This window comes from Streptomyces sp. NPDC006259, from assembly GCF_042870975.1.
Taxonomy (GTDB): Bacteria; Actinomycetota; Actinomycetes; order Streptomycetales; family Streptomycetaceae; genus Streptomyces.
In genome coordinates this window covers 60,107-75,901 of record NZ_JBIAHY010000004.1, presented here as the reverse complement: position 1 = coordinate 75,901, position 15,795 = coordinate 60,107, and the positions used below count along the sequence as shown (strand labels likewise).

The window sequence follows — 15,795 nt, the reverse complement described above, 5'->3', positions numbered from 1 at the left end:
GGCAGCAATTGTCCGTGCAATGTCCTGGTGTTCGCCGCCCCGGCACGGGCCGCCCGAATGTGAGACATTTCGAGTTCGGGAGCGGTCTTTGTTCCCGTTCTGAGACAGAAATCACGAGAGCGGGTGCATGCGCAATGAGGAGTTTCCTGAGGCCGGCGGCCGGGCTCACCTGCCTGTTCGCCCTGGCCGTGGCGGGATGCTCCGCGGGGTCCGGCGGCACGTCGGACGCCGCGCCCGCGACACCGCGAGCGAGCACCGGCGGGGCCAGTGCCAGTGCCGGTTCCGGCACCGCGTCCGGTACGGCGTACGCCCCCTACGTCAACGCGGCGGAGGCGTCCGCCGACGACGCGGCGGGTTCCCCGGCGGCGTACAACCTGGCCTTCGTCATCTCCGACGGGAGCGCTTGCACGCCGGAGTGGAACGGCGCGTACGCGATCGACGACGCGACCGTGGCCGCGCGCGTCTCCGCGCTGACCGGGACGGAGGCATCGGTGCGGGTCTCCTTCGGCGGGGCCTCCGGGAAGGAACTGGCGGCCACCTGCGACAGCGTGGCGGAGCTGGCCGAGGCCTACGGCGCCGCGCTCGACGCGGCCGGCTCCACGCAGGCCGACTTCGACATCGAGGGCGAGGAGCTGACCGACGCCGACTCGGTCGCCCTGCGCTCCCGGGCGATAGCCGCGCTCCAGGAGGAACGCCCGGATCTGGAGGTCTCGTTCACCCTTCCGGTGATGCCGTCGGGGCTGGACGGCGACAGTCTGGCGCTGCTGACCTCGGCGAACAAGTACGACGTCCAGGTGTCCGCCGTCAACCTGATGACGATGAACTACGGGGAGTCGTACGCCGGTGACATGGGCGGGTACGCGATCACCTCGGCCACCGCCGCGCACGCCCAGCTGAAGGGGATCTTCGGCACGGCGGACGCCGACGCCTGGAAGGGCATGGCGCTCACCTCGATGATCGGCGTCAACGACGTCGCCAACGAGACGTTCACGCTCGCGGACGCGGCGCAGGTGCGGGCGTTCGCGGAGGAGAAGGGCATCGCCTGGGTGTCGATGTGGTCGTCGTTCCGGGACCGGCAGTGCGACGAGGGCACCGCCACGGACGACGCGCTGACCAATTGCAGTGGGGTGGAGCAGAGCGCGGGGGCGTTCGCGGAGGCGTTCTCCGGGTAGCCCGTGCCGCCGGCCCGGTCAGCGCCGCCGGTGCACCAGCCGTCCCGCGCACACCGTGGCGACGCACGCGCCGGCCTCGTCGAAGACGGCGAGGTCGGCGCGGCCGTTCTGGATGATCGCGGTGGGCCGGGCCCGCGCCAGCACCACCACGTCGTTGCGCTCGGCGGCGGCCCGGAGTTCGGGTGAGCCGGCGTGCTCGGCGAGGACGGCCACCGCGCCGAGCTTGAGCACCGCGTGGACGCGCTCGCGCGGGCTGGGGGCGTCCGGCAGGGGGGCCTGGTGGATGTGCGCGGGGCCGAGCACACCGGGCCAGCGCCGGACCCGCGCGCCCGGGAACCGCCGCTCCAGCTCCGCGAGGGGTCCCACGCCCGCCACCCGGATGCCCTGGACGGCGACGGCACCGCCCTCGATGGGCTCCGGGTCGCCGTCCCAGACGTGGCGGACCTCGTGGGCCGCGTGGATCGTCAGCACCGGGAGGTCAGTTGGAGGCCAGCAGCTTCAGCTCGGGGTGCGCGGTGCCGCCCTCGATCGCGGTGGACGAGATGTGGGAGACGACCCGCTCGTCGACGGGGTCGTTCGCCGGGTCGTCGTGCACGACGAGGTGCTCGTACGTCGTCGCGCGCTGCGCCGGGACGCGGCCCGCCTTGCGGATCAGGTCGATGATCTCCAGGCGGTTGGAGCGGTGCTTGGCGCCGGCCGAGGAGACGACGTTCTCCTCCAGCATGATCGAGCCGAGGTCGTCCGCGCCGTAGTGCAGCGACAGTTGGCCGACCTCCTTGCCCGTGGTCAGCCAGGAGCCCTGGATGTGACGGACGTTGTCGAGGAAGAGGCGGGCGATCGCGATCATCCGCAGGTACTCGAAGAGGGTCGCCTGGGTGCGGCCCTTGAGGTGGTTGTTCTCGGGCTGGTAGGTGTACGGGATGAAGGCGCGGAAGCCGCCCGTCCGGTCCTGTACGTCGCGGATCATCCGCAGGTGCTCGATGCGTTCGGCGTTGGTCTCGCCGGTGCCCATCAGCATGGTCGACGTGGACTCCACGCCGAGGTTGTGCGCGGTCTCCATGATCTCCAGCCAGCGTTCGCCGGACTCCTTGAGCGGAGCGATCGCCTTGCGCGGGCGGGCGGGGAGCAGTTCGGCGCCGGCCCCGGCGAAGGAGTCGAGACCCGCGGCGTGGATGCGCTGGATCGCCTCCTCGACGGTGACCTTCGAGATCCGCGCCATGTGCTCGACCTCGCTCGCCCCCAGGCTGTGGATGACGAGCTGCGGGTACTCCTTCTTGATGGCGGAGAAGTGCTGCTCGTAGTACTCGACGCCGAAGTCGGGGTGGTGTCCGCCCTGGAACATGATCTGGGTGCCGCCGAGTTCGACGGTCTCCGCGCACCGGCGCAGGATGTCGTCCAGGTCGCGGGTCCAGCCCTTGGCCGTGTCCTTCGGCGCCGCGTAGAAGGCGCAGAACTTGCACGCCGTGACGCACACGTTCGTGTAGTTGATGTTGCGCTCGATGATGTACGTCGCGATGTGCTCGATGCCGGCGTACTGACGGCGGCGTACGGCGTCGGCGGCGGAGCCGAGTGCGTGCAGGGGCGCGTCGCGGTAGAGGTCGAGCGCTTCCTCGGGGGTGATCCGCCCACCCTCGGCGGCACGGTCGAGGACGGACTGAAGGTCGGCCTTCTCGGTCACCGGGGCGTCCCTTTCGTCAAGGGTTGTGGACGGACCCGGCCAGCCTACGCCAGCGCCTCCGACCGGCTCACGTCAGGCCGCGTACGCGCCCATCAGCACACCGGCGTACACGCCGGCGATCAGGAACGGCCCGAAGGGGATCGCCGTCTTGCGTCCGGCCCGGCGCGCGAGCAGCAGCAGGCCGCCGTAGAGCGCGCCGAACAGGAACCCGGCGAAGGTGCCCAGCATGACCGTCGCCCAGCCGTACCAGCCGAGGGCCGCGCCCGCGCCGAGGGCGAGTTTCGCGTCGCCGAAGCCCATGCCGCCCGGGTTGACGAGGTGCAGCACGAGGTAGCCGGCGGCGAGCGCGAGCGAGCCCAGCAGGGCCGTCGTCCAGTCACCGGCGTGCTCGGGCAGCAGCGCGGCCACGCCGAGCAGGGCGAGGGCGGCGGCCGCGAGCGGCAGGGTGAGGGGGTCGGGCAGCCGCTTCACCCGCAGATCGACGGCCGCGAGCAGCACCCCGACGGGCGCGAGCGCCAGCCATACGGCCAGCTCGGGCCGGATCCCGGTGGCGAGCGCCAGGCCGGCGCAGACGAGCGCGGTGACCAGGGCGAAGCGGAGGGCGCCGGGGCCGTACGGCGGGTTCGGGCCGGCGCACCGCGGGCAGCGGGCGGGGCCGAGCCAGCCGCGCAGGGGGTGACCGGCGGGGCAGGTGCGACGCCAGCCGGGCCCCGTCCCCTCTTCCTCGTCCGCCTCCGGCGCCACCGAGAACCGGTACGCCGCCCGTGGCAGCACCGCTCCCGTCGCCGCGCCCCACCCCACGGCGAGGGCGACCGGCAGTACGTCGATCGGTGCGACGGTCAAGGAACCGGCCTCTCTTCGCTGTCTCGCCGGCGCCTCGGCGCCCGCGCCTTCGTGGCCCGAGCCTGCGTGGCCCGCTAGCCGACCCTCGTCATCCGCGCCACCGGATCGCCCTCGGCCGAACTCTCCGACCGGTACGTCAGGTCGTCGCCCGTGCGCGTCAACCGGACGGTGTGCGGCGCCGGGTTGCAGCCGCTGTGGTTGGTCCCGGCGCCGACCGAGGTGGCGGTCAGTTCCTTCGGGGTCGCCTTCTTCAGGGTCAGGACGTCGAGACAGACCCCGCCGAGCACGTCCGTCTGGCGCATCCGCCCCAGTTCCTGGCCTACGGCGGCCTGTCGTACCGTCAGGCGGAAGGTGCCCATCGGCAGCTGACCGCCGAGGCCGCTGCCCTGGCCCTCCCAGGTGCCGACGTAGGCAGCGGGGACCGCTCCGCTGACGGCCGGGGACGCGGTGGCCGCCGGGGGCCGGGAGGACGCGTCGCCACCCGCGGCGCTGTCGTCGTCGGAGCCCGAGCCCGGCAGCAGGTCGAGGACGAACACCGAGCCCACGGTCACCGCCGCGAGCGCGCCCGCGACCGCCAGTGCCAGGGTGCAGCTCAACCGCCGCCCGCGGCCGCCCTCGCCGGGTGTCGCGGCCGCCGCGAGGGAGAGGGACACCTTGCCGGGGCCGTCGGGCCGCTCATCGCCGTCGGCGTCCCGCGGCGCCGGCACCGCCGCCGTCGCACCCGGCATCACCGGCGCCGGCCCGAACTCCCCCACTGTGGCCGCCGGCGGCACCTCGCCCACCGAGGCGCTGCTGAAGCCCACCGGCCCGGACGCCGGGCCCGCCCCGGTCCCCGCCCCCGTCGCCTCCAGGTTCAGCAGGTGTACGGCGCTCCGCCCCACCTGCTCCACCAGCCTCCCCGGCAGCCAGCCGGAGGCGACCAGCCGGGCCGCGCCCTGCGGAGCGAGCCGGTGGGCGACCTGCGCGGGGGTCGGCCGGTCGGCCGGGTCCTTGGCCAGGCAGGCCTCGGCCAGGTCACGCAGGTCGCCTTCCAGTGACCCCAGTTCGGGTTGCTCGTGGACGACCTTGTAGAGCAGGGCGGCCGAGGAGTCGCCGGGGAACGGGGGTTCGCCGGTCGCCGCGTAGGCCAGTACCGCGCCGAGGGAGAAGACGTCGGCCGCGCCGGAGACGCCGCCGCCGAGGATCTGCTCGGGGGCCATGTAGCCGGGGGAGCCGACCGAGACGCCGGTGGCGGTGAGGGACGCGGTGCCGGCCGTCGCGCGGGCGATGCCGAAGTCGATGAGCAGGGGGCCGTCGACGGTGAGCAGGACGTTGGACGGTTTCACGTCCCGGTGCACGAGGCCCAGTCCGTGGACGGCCGCGAGGGCTTCGCCGAGGCCCGCTCCCAGCACCCGTGCGGTGTGCTCGGGCAGGGCGCCGCCGTCCGCCACCGCCACGGCCAGCGAGGGTCCGGCCGCGTAGGCCGTGGCGACCCAGGGGACGTTCGCCGTCGGGTCGGCGTCCAGGACCGGGGCGGTCCAGGCGCCGCCCACGCGCCGGGCGGCGTCGACCTCGCGGCGGAACCGGGCGCGGAACTCCTCGTCGAGCGCGAGGTGGGGGTGCACGATCTTCACGGCGACCGTGCGGCCTCCGGCGCTGCGGCCCAGGTAGACGCGCCCCATCCCGCCGGAGCCGAGCCGGCCGAGCAGCCGGTAGGGCCCCACCTCGGTGGGTTCGTCGGCACCGAGTGGCTGCATGAGGTCCGCCCCTCCCCCGTGGGCCCCCGTGGCCCGGCAGCAGCCTAGGCCCTGTCGTCGCGTTCCCGCCTGCCGCGCGACGCCCGGCCCGCCCGCTCGCCGCATCGGACGCACCCACCGGCGCACGCACCGGAGCTGCCGCCCGGCCCGCTCTCCGGGCGGACGACGGGAAGGGAAAGGGGACGGGGACGGGGACGGGGACGGGAGGGGGAAGGGAAAGGGGACGGGACGACAGGACCCGGTGCCGTCGCTACGGCCGGAGCAGCTCCACGTTCACGTCGGCCGGGAAGCCCGTGGTCGGGCCGACGCGGCGGGCGAACTCGGTGACGGCCGCGAGCTGGGCGGGGCCGAAGCGGAAGTCCAGCGTGGTGAAGTACCGCTCCAGGACCTGCTCGTCGAAGTCCTCCCAACGTGCCGCCTGCTCGGCGACCTTGGCGACCTCTTCGAGGGAGACGTTGCGCGAGGCGAGGAACGCCTCGTGCACCTTGCGGGTGATGACCGGCTCGCGCTCGAGGTAGTCCCGGCGGGCCGCCCACACCGCGAAGACGAACGGCAGGCCGGTCCACTCCTTCCAGAGCGCGCCGAGGTCGTGCACCTGGAGGCCGTACTTCGGGCCGTCCAGCAGGTTCGCCCGCAGGGCCGCGTCCCCGATGAGGACGGCCGCCTCGGCCTCCTGCATCATCAGGCTCAGGTCGGGCGGGCAGGTGTAGTAGTCCGGCCGGACGCCGTAGCGGTCGGAGAGCAGGAGCTGGGCCAGGCGCACGGAGGTGCGTGAGGTGGAGCCCAGGGCGACGCGGGCGCCGTCCAGTTCCTCCAGCGGCACCTGCGAGACGATCACGCAGGACATGACGGGGCCGTCGCAGCCGACGGCGATGTCGGGGAAGGCGACCAGGTCGTCGGCGTTCTTCAGGAACTCGACGAGGGTGATGGGCCCGATGTCGAGGTCCCCCCGCACCAACTGCTCGCTGAGCCGCTCCGGGGTGTCCTTGGTCAGCTCGAAGTCGAGGAGGGTGCCGGTTCTCGCGAGCCCCCAGTACAGGGGCAGGCAGTTGAGGAACTGGATGTGGCCGACGCGCGGCCGGGTGCGAGAATTGTCCACATCGCGACGATAGACCCCGCCCTGCGGCCTCCCGAGTCCGGCCCCTGGCCGCCCCGCGTCAACCCCCTTTCCCGGATCTTCAAACATCCGGGTGACGTGATCTTGACCTCTATTGCTTTCGGGTGCTCGCATGCTAGGCTCGCCGCAAGTTGCAGTTTGGTTTCCCTTGCAGTACAGAGCCTGCGGAGCATGTAACCGCGGGCTCTCGTCGTTTTCAGACGTATGCAGTTGTGCGGCACTTGCTTTCACGCTTGCAGGGTTCTGGAGCAGGGCAACCCTTTGGGCCCAAGGAGGGCTTATGGCTACCGGAACCGTGAAGTGGTTCAACGCCGAAAAGGGCTTTGGCTTCATCGCCCAAGAAGGCGGCGGCCCCGACGTCTTCGTCCACTACTCCGCGATCAACGCGCAGGGTTTTCGTTCGCTCGAGGAGAACCAAGCGGTCTCCTTCGACGTGACCCAGGGCCCGAAGGGCCCGCAGGCGGAGAACGTCACCCCCGTCTGATCGCACCACACCCTGAGATCGCAAGTCTCTGAGAGCAGTACCCAAGGAGCCCCGCGCCGCAAGGCGACGGGGCTCCTGCCTTTGCCCGCCGCACTGTTTTCCGTACGGCCGGGAGCGGGCCGCCGTACGAGCGTGTCGGGCGTCGCGCCCCGGTGCCGGGGGTGATCCTGCGCGGCGGCGGGGACCGAGCCGCCACAATGTGGGTCCTGGGTCCGCCAGGTGAGGAGCGCTCCACGCAACACGACAGGGCGGAACGGGATCGGAAAGCAAAACGGGGGATCACATGACGAAAAGTGACGAAGCAGGCGGCACGGCCGACGGCTCCGAGCAGGCTGCCGCCGTGTCCGTCGGCCTCGCGGCCGGGATCGGGGCCGGTACGGCCGTCGGCATCACGCTCGGACTGACCGTCTTCCACAATCTGGGACTCGGGCTGTCCCTGGGCCTGGCCGTCGGCGCCGGGATCGGTGCGGGCCTCGCGCGCGCGAAGATCGGGGCGACCGGGAAGGCGGGGGAAGCCGGGGAGACCGGGGAAGCCGGGGAGACCGGGGAAGCCGGGGAGACCGGGGAAGCCGGGGAGACCGGGGAAGCCGGGGAAGCCGGGGAAGCCGGGGCATCCCGGGAGTAACCGGATGCCCGACTCCCCCGCGCCGACCTACCGGTGTCAGTGGTACCGGTTACGGTCCCGCGCATGACCGAAGCCTCCGATTTCCTCACGGCCACCCGCACCTTCTACGACGCCGTCGCCGAGGACTACTACGACCAGTTCCGGGACCTGTACACGAAGCTGCCGTGGGACCGGGCCGTGCTCGCGGTGTACGCCGAACTCGTCGGAGCGGGCGCGAAGGTGGCCGACCTGGGGTGCGGGCCGGGCCGGGTCACCGGGCAGCTCGCGGCGCTGGGCCTGTCGGTGTCCGGGCTGGACCTGTCGGAGTCGATGCTGAGGGTGGCCCGGCGGGAGAATCCGGGGATCCGGTTCGAGCAGGGCTCCATGCTGGAGCTGGACCACGACGACGCCTCGCTGGACGGGGTCGTCTCCTGGTACTCCTCCATTCACACGCCTGCGGAGCAACTGCCCCGTCTTCTCGCCGAGTTCCGGCGCGTCCTGAAACCCGGTGGCCACGCCCTCCTCGCCTTCCAGGTCGGCGACGAGCCCAAGCACCACGACCGGCCGTGGGGTCACCCGGTGTCCCTGGACTTCCACCGCCGCAGGCCGGAGGCGATGGCCGAGCTGCTCGCCGAAGCCGGCTTCTCCGTACGCTCCCGGACGGTCCGGGAACCGGAGCCCGACCTCGGCGAGAAGGTGCCGCAGGCCTACGTGGTGGCCCGCGCCTGACCGCCTTCCCCGCGAGGTCCGGGGCGGCGAGGCGACAGGGCGATCTCCGCCCACACCGTCTTGCCCACCTCCCGCTCGTCGACGCCCCACGTCGTCGCGAGTACGGCGACCAGCACCAGGCCCCGGCCGCCCTCCGCGTCGGGGTCCGTCACGATCCGCAGCTTCCGCTCGCCTCTCGCGTCGCTCACCTCGACACGCAGTGTGCCCTCCGGGAGCAGCAGCAGCCGAAGCGCGAAGTCCCGTCCCGGCAACCGGCCGTGCGTCACGGCGTTCGCCGCCAGCTCCGCGACCACGTGCTGCGCGGTGTCGTTGGCATCCCCGCCGTGCGGGTGTCCCCAGGCGTCGAGCTGCTGCGCCGTCATCCGCCGGGCCAGCCGGGCACCCCTCGGCGTGGAGCTGAGGCGGAGGGTCAGTTCCCCGAGGGGGGTCGGGATCTGGGTGGAGATTTCGGAGTTCACGTCACTGAGCGTGGCCTGTTGTCTCTACCCTGACCAGGGGCGACTTCGCGACTCTCCGTAGTTGTACGGCTGCGGCGAGCTGCGCGTACGGGGCGTCGGCGCGACCACGGGCAAGTCCGAGGGCGGTGGGGTGACATGCAGGAAGAACACGAGCGGAGGCCGGAGACACCGGCGGAGTCCGACGGGACGACGGGGTTGTTCACGGCGCTGGGGAAGATGCTGAAGCGACTCCGTGAGCGGAAGGGGCTCACGCAGAAGGAGTTCGGGGTTCTGGTCGGCTACGGCCCGGATGCCATCTCGTCGATGGAGCGGGGGGTACGCCTGATCCGGCCGGAGGTGCTGGAGAAGGCTGACGCTCTGCTGGACGCCGGGGGGATGCTGCTGGACGCGATCCCTGAGGTGCGGGAGGCGATGAGCCGCGTGCGGACGAGGCATCCGGAGTGGTACCGGGGGTACGCCGCTCTGGAAGCGCAGTCCAAGGCGCTTCACGTCTACAGCAATCAGCTCGTTCCGGGGCTGCTCCAGACCGAGGGATACGCCCGCGCGGTCTTCTCTCAGTGGCGCCCACTACTGGGCGAAGAAGCCATCGAGAAGCGTGTGGTCGACCGAATGGCGCGCCAGCAGGTCTTCCAGCCCGGTGGACCGTCGCCGACACTCAGCTTCGTGCTGGATGAGAGCGTGCTGCTGCGACCCATCGGTGGAGCAGAGGTGCACGCAGCACAGTTGCAGAACCTCGTACACATCGGCAGTTTCCGAGCCGTTGAGCTTCAGGTGATGCCGATGGAGCGCGAGGAACAACCCAGTATGGACGGCCCGTTCAACCTACTGACAGTCCGGAAGGGGGAGCAGGTAGCGTACGTGGAGATCCACACGTATCCACGACTCATCACAGACGCGGAAGAAGTTCGCGTTTTGAGCGAGCGCTACGGGCTCCTCAGGGCGCAGGCCCTCAGACCCAGCGAGTCGCTGGACCTGATCGACAAACTGCGGGGAAGTCTATGAGTACCCAGGAACTCAGCTGGTTCAAGAGCAGCTACAGCGACGGCGGCGGCGGCGAATGCCTGGAAGCCGCCTACACCTGGCGCAAGTCGACCCACAGCAGCGGCGGTGGCGGCGAATGCCTCGAACTCGCCGCCTGCCCCCACGCCATCCACATCCGTGACTCCAAGGACCCCGCCGGTCCCACCCTGGCCCTCTCCCCCGCCGCGTGGGCCCACTTCCTCCCCTACGGCAGCGGGTCCTCGCCCCGCACCGGCGGAGCGTCCAGCGCCGCCTCGTAGGCATCGCGGGGGAACTCGTAGGGCCCCATCGGGAGTTCCCCCCACTCCTCCTCGCGGTTCGGCTGGCGGAAGGCCGACCAGGTCACCGTCGTGGGGGTGATGCCGACCTCGGCCATGAGGGGCCAGCAGACCCAGATGCCGCAGGGGCAGCCGAGCAGGGGGACGGTGTTCCCGGCGGTGCGGAAGTGGTGGGCGAACTCGGAGACGCCGAGGCCGTCGTGCTGTACGCGGATCTGCTCGGCGGTCTCCTTCTCCAGTTCGGCCTCGTCGTCGTCGAACTCTCCCGCCAGCTCGGTCCGCCACAGCGGGTAGGTCGCCTCGCCCACGAGTGTCCGCAGGTCCGTCCCGTCGACGCGGATGCCCCACACCAGGTGGTGCGGGCTGTCGGCCCAGGGGTACTGGAAGAACTCGATGGCGTTCACGGGCGGCATCCTCCCGGTCGCCGGCCTGTCCCGCGAACCGTTTACTACGGGTACAGGCCCTCCACCTCGTCGGTGAAGTCCCGCAGGACCGCCTCCCGGCGGAGCTTCATGGACGGGGTGAGGTGGCCCTGCGCCTCGGTGAAGTCGCGGGGCAGGACGGCAAACCGGCGGATCGACTCGGGGCGGGAGACGAGCTTGTTGGCCTCGTCGATCGCGCGCTGGAGGACGTCGTTCAACTCCTCGTCGCCTATGAGGAGTTCGACGGGAACCGGGTGCTTGCCGTTCATCTGGCGCCAGTGGGTGAGGCCGTCGGGATCGAGGGTGAGCAGGGCGGACACGTAGGGGCGGCCGTCGCCGAGGACCATCGCCTGGGAGATCAGGGGGTGTGAGCGCAGCCAGTTCTCCAGCGGGGCGGGCGCGACGCTCTTGCCGCCGGCAGTGATGATCAGCTCCTTCTTGCGGCCGGTGATCGTGAGGTAGCCCTCGTCGTCGAGTTCGCCGATGTCGCCGGTGGCGAGCCAGCCGTCGGGGGCGGCGGGGACGACTCCGCCGGCCGCCGGGTCCCAGTAGCCGCGCAGGACGTGGTCGCCGGCGACGAGTATCTCGCCGTCGGCCGCTATCCGGATCCGGGTGCCGGGCAGCGGCCAGCCGACCGTGCCCAGGCGGGGCTTCATCGGCGGGGTGACGGTGGAGGCACCGGTGGTCTCGGTGAGGCCGTAGCCCTCGTAGATCTCGATGCCCGCGCCGGCGTAGAACGCGGCGAGGCGGCGGCCCAGCGGGGAGCCGCCGCAGATGGCGTGCCGGACCCGGCCGCCCATGGCGTTGCGGATGCGGCGGTAGACCAGTGGGTCGTAGAGCGCGCGGCCCGCCCGGAGGGTGGCGCCGGGGCCGCCTCCGGTGCCGGCGTTGAGGGCCTCGACGGCCTCGCCGTAGCGGATGGCCGTGTTCACCGCCCGGTCGAAGGTGGCCATTTTGCCGCCCGCCTCCGCCTTCGCGCGGGCCGTGTTGAAGATCTTCTCCAACATGTACGGGATGGCGAGCAGGCAGGTGGGTCTGAACGCGGCCAGGTCGGGCAGGAGTTGGTCGGCCTTGAGGCTGGGGGCGTGGCCGAGGCGGACGCGGGCGCGGACGCAGGCGATGGCGACCATCCGGCCGAAGACGTGGGACATGGGGAGGAAGAGGAGCACGGAGAGGTCGTCGGTGGACGACTTGAAGACCGGGTAGAGCAGCTCGATCGCGTTGTCGACCTCGGCGAAGAAGTTGCCGTGGGTGAGCGCGCAGCCCTTGGGCCGGCCGGTGGTGCCCGAGGTGTAGATGAGGGTGGCGAGGGTGTCGGGGACCAGCATGCCGCGCCGGACGTCGACCTCGGCCTCCGGGACGTGCTGCTCGCCGAGTTCGGCGAGGCGGTCCACGTGGCCCTTCTCGATGACCCAGATGTGGTGGAGGTCGGGGAGCCGGTCGCGTTCGGGGCCGACGGCCGCCGCCTGTCCGACCGTCTCGGTGACGAGGGCGACCGCGCCGGAGTCCTGGAGGATCCACCGGGTCTGGAAGACGGAGGAGGTGGGGTAGACGGGGACCGTGACCAGTCCGGCCGCCCAGGCGGCGAAGTCGAGCAGCGTCCACTCGTACGTCGTGCGGGCCATGATGGCGATCCGGTCACCGGGCATCAGCCCCTCCCCGACCAGGCCCTTGGCCACCGCGAGGACCTCGGCGGCGAACTGCCGTGCCGTCACGTCCGTCCACCGGCCCTCCGCGTCCCTGCGGCTGAGGACCACCGCGTCGGGGGCCGCCGCCGCGTTGTCGAACGGCAGCTCGGCGAGCGAGCCGTAGGTCACCGGGCGCGCGAACGCCGGCATCGACACCTCCCGTACGGCGCCGTCCAGCCGGCGGGTCTCGGGTTCCACGAGGGCGGGGGGAGCGTCGTAACCGGCGAAGGCCGGGGTGGAGGAAAGCGGGGTGGACACGGGGCGGCTCCCTGGGCGTGCAGCGACCGGACTGCTTGCTGCATGAGGTACGTGCCTCGTGTGCCGAGGCGTTCAACCGGGACGGAACCGCAGAAAGGGGTTACCCCCGGTCAGGAAGGGGATCGTACGGGGCGGACGTGTGGGGCCTGTGCGGGTTCGGGGGTGTTCGTGGGCCAGGGCTGTGCAACCTCCAAGGGTTGGTGAGTGACCCTCAGGTTCGGTGGCGGTCCGGGGGTTCGCGGGGGTCGTCGAGTGGCTCACGACGGTCCCGCGCGGGCCGCGGGGGTCCTCGATCAGGCTTCCAGGGGTCGGCGGGTGGGCTTGCGGAGGGCCCCGATCGGACTTGCCGGGGAACCTACCGGCGGTAACCTACTCCAGAGTAAGGACTTGGCGGAGGGTGGGCGAGAGGGTGGGACACATGGACATGGCTGACCGGAACGGGCCTCTCGTCGCCAGGGGGCGGACCCGGTGACGACCCCGCCGCTCTCCGCGCCCCCGGCCCTCGGGCCGCTGCTCGCCCGCGGCGCGCTCCTGTCACCCCTCAAGCGGCCCCGGCCCGGTGCCGTCTTCTCGGGCGGCCGACTCGTCCTGCCCGCCCTGCGCGCCGACCTGTCCCGGCTCGCCGCCTACGAGCGGGTGTGCGGCTTCGCCACCGGCGACGACGCCCTGCCGATCACCTATCCACACGTCCTGGGCTTCCCCCTGGCCATGCGCATCATGAGCGGCCGCGCCTTCCCCCTGCCGCTGCTCGGCCTGGTCCACACCTCGATCTCCCTGACCCGGCACCGTCCTCTCCCGGCCACGGGGTCGTACGAACTCGCCGTCCAGGTCGACCGGTTGGTCCCGCACCGGCGCGGCACCGAGGCCGTCGTCGTGACCGAGCTGCGGGAGAGCGGGGAGGTGGTGTGGGAGTCGGAGAGCACCTACCTGGCCCGGCACCGGACGCCGGGGACTGCGGGGACTGAGGGGACTGAGGAAACGGCGGGGACGGCGGCCGACCAGGCCGGGGGGAGCGCGGAGCCGCCGCCTCCCCTGGTCGACGAGTGGCGGCTCGGCGCCGACGTCGGGCGGCGGTACGGGGCCGTCTCCGGGGACCGCAACCCGATCCACCTCTCCCCGCTGACCGCCCGCCTCTTCGGCTTCCCCCGCGCCATCGCCCACGGCATGTGGACCGCGGCCCGCTGCCTCGCCGCCCACGGGACCCCGGCCGCGGCGCACGTCCGGGTCGAGTTCCGGGCACCGGTCCTGCTGCCGGGGACGGTGGCCTTCGCGGCGGACGGGGAGCGCTTCGAACTGCGCGGGACGGGGGCCGAGGGGCGAACGCACGTGAGGGGGCGGGTGGCGCCGGTGGCACCGGCCGGCTGAGGGACGCCGGTTCAGGACTCCGGCGGGGACCAGGAGCGGCCGGTCATCAGGGTGCCGAGACCCGCCCAGGCGAAGTTCATCAGGGTCGCCGCGGCCTGGCGGGGGGTGACCGACTCGGCGGTGTTGGCCCAGGCCGCCAGGGACTCGGCCGCGCCCACCAGCGCCTCGGCCAGGCCCGCCACCTCCCGTTCGGGGAGGTCCGGGTCGCGGTGCGCCTCGCGGGCGGCGACCGCGATCAGCTGGGTCACGAACGCCACGATCTCCGCGCGCATCGCCGTGACCTCGGCGGCGAAGGTCTCGCCGTGGGTGCGGGCCTGGATGTGCAGGACGGACCAGGCGTGCGGATGGCGGCCGGTGTGCGCGAAGAACGCCAGCAGACCGTCCCAGAGCTGGCGGTCCGCCGCCAGACCGGTGTCCACACCCGCGCGCACCGCCTCGACGAGCGCCTTGGCCTCGCGCCGGATGCACGCGGTGAACAGGTCTTCCTTGGAATTCAGGTACAGGTAGACCAGCGGCTTGGACACCCCCGCCAGTTCGGCGATCTCGTCCATCGACGCGGCCATGTACCCGTGCCGTCCGAAGGTCTCCACGGCGGCGTCCAGCATCTGCTGCTCACGGACCGCACGCGGCATCCGCTTGGTCTTCACGGCACCCATGGCCCCAAGCCTAGTTGGGGACGGCGCGGGCGAACTCCCTTACGAGGGCTGTCCCTGCGCCCGGGCGGCGTCGACCGCCTCGTCCTCCTGGGAGCGGTTGGACTCCAGGCCCGCCTTGATGCGGTCCACGCGGCGCACCACCGTCTCCGAGGCCCGGTCGCGCTCCTTGCGCAGCACCACGAAACTGATCGGCGCGGAGAGCAGCAGCGAGAGCAGGACGATCCACATGCCGTTGGAGTCGCCCAGGCCGCGCGGGAAGACACCGAGGCGGACGAGCCCCCAGACGGCGGCGAGGCAGCCTACGAAGACACCGAGGCGCATCAACGTGTAGCGAAGCATCCCAAAATCCACTCTTCCGTCTCTGGTCCCCCCTCTGGGGGAGGTCCGAAGGTCCCGAAGGTCCCAAAGGGGCACCGTCCAGTGAAGCACGCCCGGCCGCGGATCTCGTGGCCGGGGCGCGGACGGCCACCGGGGCGCGTCAGGTCAGCGGGGCGCGTCAGGTCAGCGGGAGGAGCATCGTGACGTCGTCCCGGTCGTCGCCCGGAGCCACCCTGATCGCGTCCGGCACCCGGCCGACCTCCTTGTACCCGCACGCCGCGTAGAAGCGCTCCAGGCCGAGGCCGCCCCGGCAGGTGAGCCGTATCGCGTCGATGCCGTCGAAGGTGCGGGCCGCGTCCGCGGCGGCGGCGAGCAGGGTGCGGCCGTAGCCCTTGCCCTGGTGGCGGGGGTGCACCATCACCGTGTACAGCCACAGCCAGTGGGTCATCAGGCGGTGCGTGTTGAACGTGAGGAACGCGGAGGCGGCCACCTCGCCCCTCTCGTCCCGGCCCAGGAGCAGACGGGTGCGGCCCTCGGCCATCTGCACCAGGTGGCGGACCAGCTCGGGGCGGACGGCCTCGCGGGTCACCGGCGGCACGAAACCCACGGCCCCGCCCGCGTTGGAGACGTCCGTCCACAGGTCCAGGAGGCCGTCCCGCAGGTCGGGGGTCATGGCGGGGTCGAGAGTGAAGGTAAGGGACACACTGGGATTCTAATCCTTACCGTCGTGAGGGTGCTGCTCGCCCTCACGGCAGGTGGGAGCAGGCGTCCGTGCTTGCCGGCAGGGCCCCACCTGGGGAGGTGTGGCGTCGGGCGCGGGCCCGGTGGGGGCTGGGTGCGCAGTTCCCCGCGCCCCTTGGGTGGGTGCAGTCCCCGTGCTTGCCGGCAGGGCCCCACCTGGGGAGGTGTGGCGTCGGGCGCGGGCCCGGTGGGGGCTGGGTGCGCAGTTCCCCGCGCCCCTTGGGTGGG

18 protein-coding genes are annotated in these 15,795 nt (G+C 72.2%); 7 read left to right on the top strand and 11 right to left on the bottom strand.

Features of this window, described 5'->3' with window-relative positions; all coding sequences use genetic code 11:
• Positions 1 to 134: 134 nt before the first annotated feature.
• On the top strand, positions 135 to 1,172 hold the full coding sequence (locus ACFYO5_RS16960; RefSeq protein WP_388709386.1) for a chitinase: 1,038 nt from the start codon (positions 135 to 137) through the stop codon (positions 1,170 to 1,172).
• A gap of 18 nt (positions 1,173 to 1,190) precedes the next feature.
• Here ACFYO5_RS16960 and ACFYO5_RS16955 read toward each other — a convergent pair whose 3' ends face one another.
• The 5 genes from ACFYO5_RS16955 to ACFYO5_RS16935 all read right to left on the bottom strand — a co-directional run bounded on the left by ACFYO5_RS16955 (position 1,191) and on the right by ACFYO5_RS16935 (position 6,528).
• Positions 1,191 to 1,643 carry a hypothetical protein gene (locus ACFYO5_RS16955; RefSeq protein ID WP_388709384.1) on the bottom strand — a complete coding sequence of 151 codons (453 nt, stop codon included), beginning with the start codon at positions 1,641 to 1,643 and terminating at the stop codon, positions 1,191 to 1,193.
• 7 nt (positions 1,644 to 1,650) lie between these two features.
• Complete coding sequence (gene mqnC, locus ACFYO5_RS16950; RefSeq protein WP_356560425.1) at positions 1,651 to 2,850, bottom strand: cyclic dehypoxanthinyl futalosine synthase; 1,200 nt, start codon at positions 2,848 to 2,850, stop codon at positions 1,651 to 1,653.
• 72 nt (positions 2,851 to 2,922) lie between these two features.
• On the bottom strand, positions 2,923 to 3,693 hold the full coding sequence (locus tag ACFYO5_RS16945) for a prepilin peptidase (protein ID WP_388709382.1): 771 nt from the start codon (positions 3,691 to 3,693) through the stop codon (positions 2,923 to 2,925).
• Positions 3,694 to 3,767: 74 nt separating this feature from the next.
• Complete coding sequence (locus tag ACFYO5_RS16940) at positions 3,768 to 5,429, bottom strand: protein kinase (RefSeq protein ID WP_388709380.1); 1,662 nt, start codon at positions 5,427 to 5,429, stop codon at positions 3,768 to 3,770.
• A 250-nt stretch (positions 5,430 to 5,679) separates the two neighbouring features.
• Entirely contained in the window at positions 5,680 to 6,528 is an 849-nt protein-coding gene (locus ACFYO5_RS16935; RefSeq protein WP_356560428.1) for a menaquinone biosynthesis protein, read from the bottom strand.
• A 298-nt stretch (positions 6,529 to 6,826) separates the two neighbouring features.
• Here ACFYO5_RS16935 and ACFYO5_RS16930 point away from each other — a divergent pair, with 298 nt between their 5' ends.
• The 3 genes from ACFYO5_RS16930 to ACFYO5_RS16920 all read left to right on the top strand — a co-directional run bounded on the left by ACFYO5_RS16930 (position 6,827) and on the right by ACFYO5_RS16920 (position 8,363).
• The gene (locus tag ACFYO5_RS16930; protein WP_073499902.1) at positions 6,827 to 7,030 is read left to right on the top strand and encodes a cold-shock protein; all 204 of its coding nucleotides are present in this window, start codon (positions 6,827 to 6,829) and stop codon (positions 7,028 to 7,030) included.
• A gap of 283 nt (positions 7,031 to 7,313) precedes the next feature.
• Positions 7,314 to 7,655, top strand: a complete 342-nt coding sequence (locus ACFYO5_RS16925; protein WP_388709377.1) for a hypothetical protein — start codon at positions 7,314 to 7,316, stop codon at positions 7,653 to 7,655.
• Positions 7,656 to 7,718: 63 nt separating this feature from the next.
• A complete protein-coding gene (locus tag ACFYO5_RS16920) occupies positions 7,719 to 8,363 on the top strand; it encodes a methyltransferase domain-containing protein (protein ID WP_356560430.1) in 645 nt (214 codons plus the stop codon).
• Here the strand turns inward: ACFYO5_RS16920 and ACFYO5_RS16915 are convergent.
• Positions 8,342 to 8,821: an ATP-binding protein gene (locus ACFYO5_RS16915; protein WP_388709375.1), complete on the bottom strand. Its 480-nt coding sequence runs from the start codon at positions 8,819 to 8,821 to the stop codon at positions 8,342 to 8,344. The two genes, ACFYO5_RS16920 and ACFYO5_RS16915, sit on opposite strands and share 22 nt — an antisense overlap.
• A gap of 135 nt (positions 8,822 to 8,956) precedes the next feature.
• Between ACFYO5_RS16915 and ACFYO5_RS16910 the strand changes: the two genes are divergently transcribed.
• Both ACFYO5_RS16910 and ACFYO5_RS16905 read left to right on the top strand, forming a co-directional pair.
• On the top strand, positions 8,957 to 9,823 hold the full coding sequence (locus tag ACFYO5_RS16910) for a helix-turn-helix domain-containing protein (protein WP_388709373.1): 867 nt from the start codon (positions 8,957 to 8,959) through the stop codon (positions 9,821 to 9,823).
• A complete protein-coding gene (locus tag ACFYO5_RS16905) occupies positions 9,820 to 10,101 on the top strand; it encodes a DUF397 domain-containing protein (protein ID WP_388709371.1) in 282 nt (93 codons plus the stop codon). Before ACFYO5_RS16910 ends, ACFYO5_RS16905 begins: the two co-directional genes overlap by 4 nt.
• Here the strand turns inward: ACFYO5_RS16905 and ACFYO5_RS16900 are convergent.
• Positions 10,047 to 10,523 (bottom strand): hypothetical protein, encoded by a 477-nt coding sequence (locus tag ACFYO5_RS16900; protein WP_388709369.1) that lies wholly within the window; start codon positions 10,521 to 10,523, stop codon positions 10,047 to 10,049. The genes ACFYO5_RS16905 and ACFYO5_RS16900 overlap by 55 nt on opposite strands.
• Positions 10,524 to 10,567: 44 nt before the next feature.
• Entirely contained in the window at positions 10,568 to 12,487 is a 1,920-nt protein-coding gene (locus tag ACFYO5_RS16895; RefSeq protein WP_388709367.1) for an AMP-dependent synthetase/ligase, read from the bottom strand.
• Positions 12,488 to 12,955: 468 nt separating this feature from the next.
• Here ACFYO5_RS16895 and ACFYO5_RS16890 point away from each other — a divergent pair, with 468 nt between their 5' ends.
• Positions 12,956 to 13,852, top strand: coding sequence for a MaoC family dehydratase (locus ACFYO5_RS16890; protein WP_388709365.1), 897 nt, complete (start codon positions 12,956 to 12,958; stop codon positions 13,850 to 13,852).
• Between the two features lie 11 nt (positions 13,853 to 13,863).
• On the opposite strand, the gene ACFYO5_RS16885 is transcribed toward ACFYO5_RS16890, so the two are convergent.
• From ACFYO5_RS16885 to ACFYO5_RS16875, 3 genes are all read right to left on the bottom strand, one after another.
• Complete coding sequence (locus ACFYO5_RS16885) at positions 13,864 to 14,508, bottom strand: TetR/AcrR family transcriptional regulator (RefSeq protein ID WP_388709363.1); 645 nt, start codon at positions 14,506 to 14,508, stop codon at positions 13,864 to 13,866.
• Between the two features lie 39 nt (positions 14,509 to 14,547).
• Positions 14,548 to 14,847 (bottom strand): DUF4229 domain-containing protein, encoded by a 300-nt coding sequence (locus tag ACFYO5_RS16880; RefSeq protein WP_388709361.1) that lies wholly within the window; start codon positions 14,845 to 14,847, stop codon positions 14,548 to 14,550.
• Between the two features lie 157 nt (positions 14,848 to 15,004).
• A complete protein-coding gene (locus ACFYO5_RS16875) occupies positions 15,005 to 15,529 on the bottom strand; it encodes a GNAT family N-acetyltransferase (RefSeq protein ID WP_388709359.1) in 525 nt (174 codons plus the stop codon).
• Positions 15,530 to 15,795 lie beyond the last annotated feature (266 nt).

What these genes read in the sequence shown, in the direction of transcription:
- ACFYO5_RS16920 (WP_356560430.1), top strand. Translation starts at nt 7,719, where the DNA reads ATGACCGAAGCCTCCGATTTCCTCACGGCCACCCGCACCTTCTACGAC.
- ACFYO5_RS16925 (WP_388709377.1), top strand. Translation starts at nt 7,314, where the DNA reads ATGACGAAAAGTGACGAAGCAGGCGGCACGGCCGACGGCTCCGAGCAG.
- ACFYO5_RS16930 (WP_073499902.1), top strand. Translation starts at nt 6,827, where the DNA reads ATGGCTACCGGAACCGTGAAGTGGTTCAACGCCGAAAAGGGCTTTGGC.
- ACFYO5_RS16905 (WP_388709371.1), top strand. Translation starts at nt 9,820, where the DNA reads ATGAGTACCCAGGAACTCAGCTGGTTCAAGAGCAGCTACAGCGACGGC.
- ACFYO5_RS16960 (WP_388709386.1), top strand. Translation starts at nt 135, where the DNA reads ATGAGGAGTTTCCTGAGGCCGGCGGCCGGGCTCACCTGCCTGTTCGCC.
- ACFYO5_RS16940 (WP_388709380.1), bottom strand. Translation starts at nt 5,429, where the DNA reads ATGCAGCCACTCGGTGCCGACGAACCCACCGAGGTGGGGCCCTACCGG.
- ACFYO5_RS16885 (WP_388709363.1), bottom strand. Translation starts at nt 14,508, where the DNA reads ATGGGTGCCGTGAAGACCAAGCGGATGCCGCGTGCGGTCCGTGAGCAG.
- ACFYO5_RS16880 (WP_388709361.1), bottom strand. Translation starts at nt 14,847, where the DNA reads ATGCTTCGCTACACGTTGATGCGCCTCGGTGTCTTCGTAGGCTGCCTC.
- ACFYO5_RS16910 (WP_388709373.1), top strand. Translation starts at nt 8,957, where the DNA reads ATGCAGGAAGAACACGAGCGGAGGCCGGAGACACCGGCGGAGTCCGAC.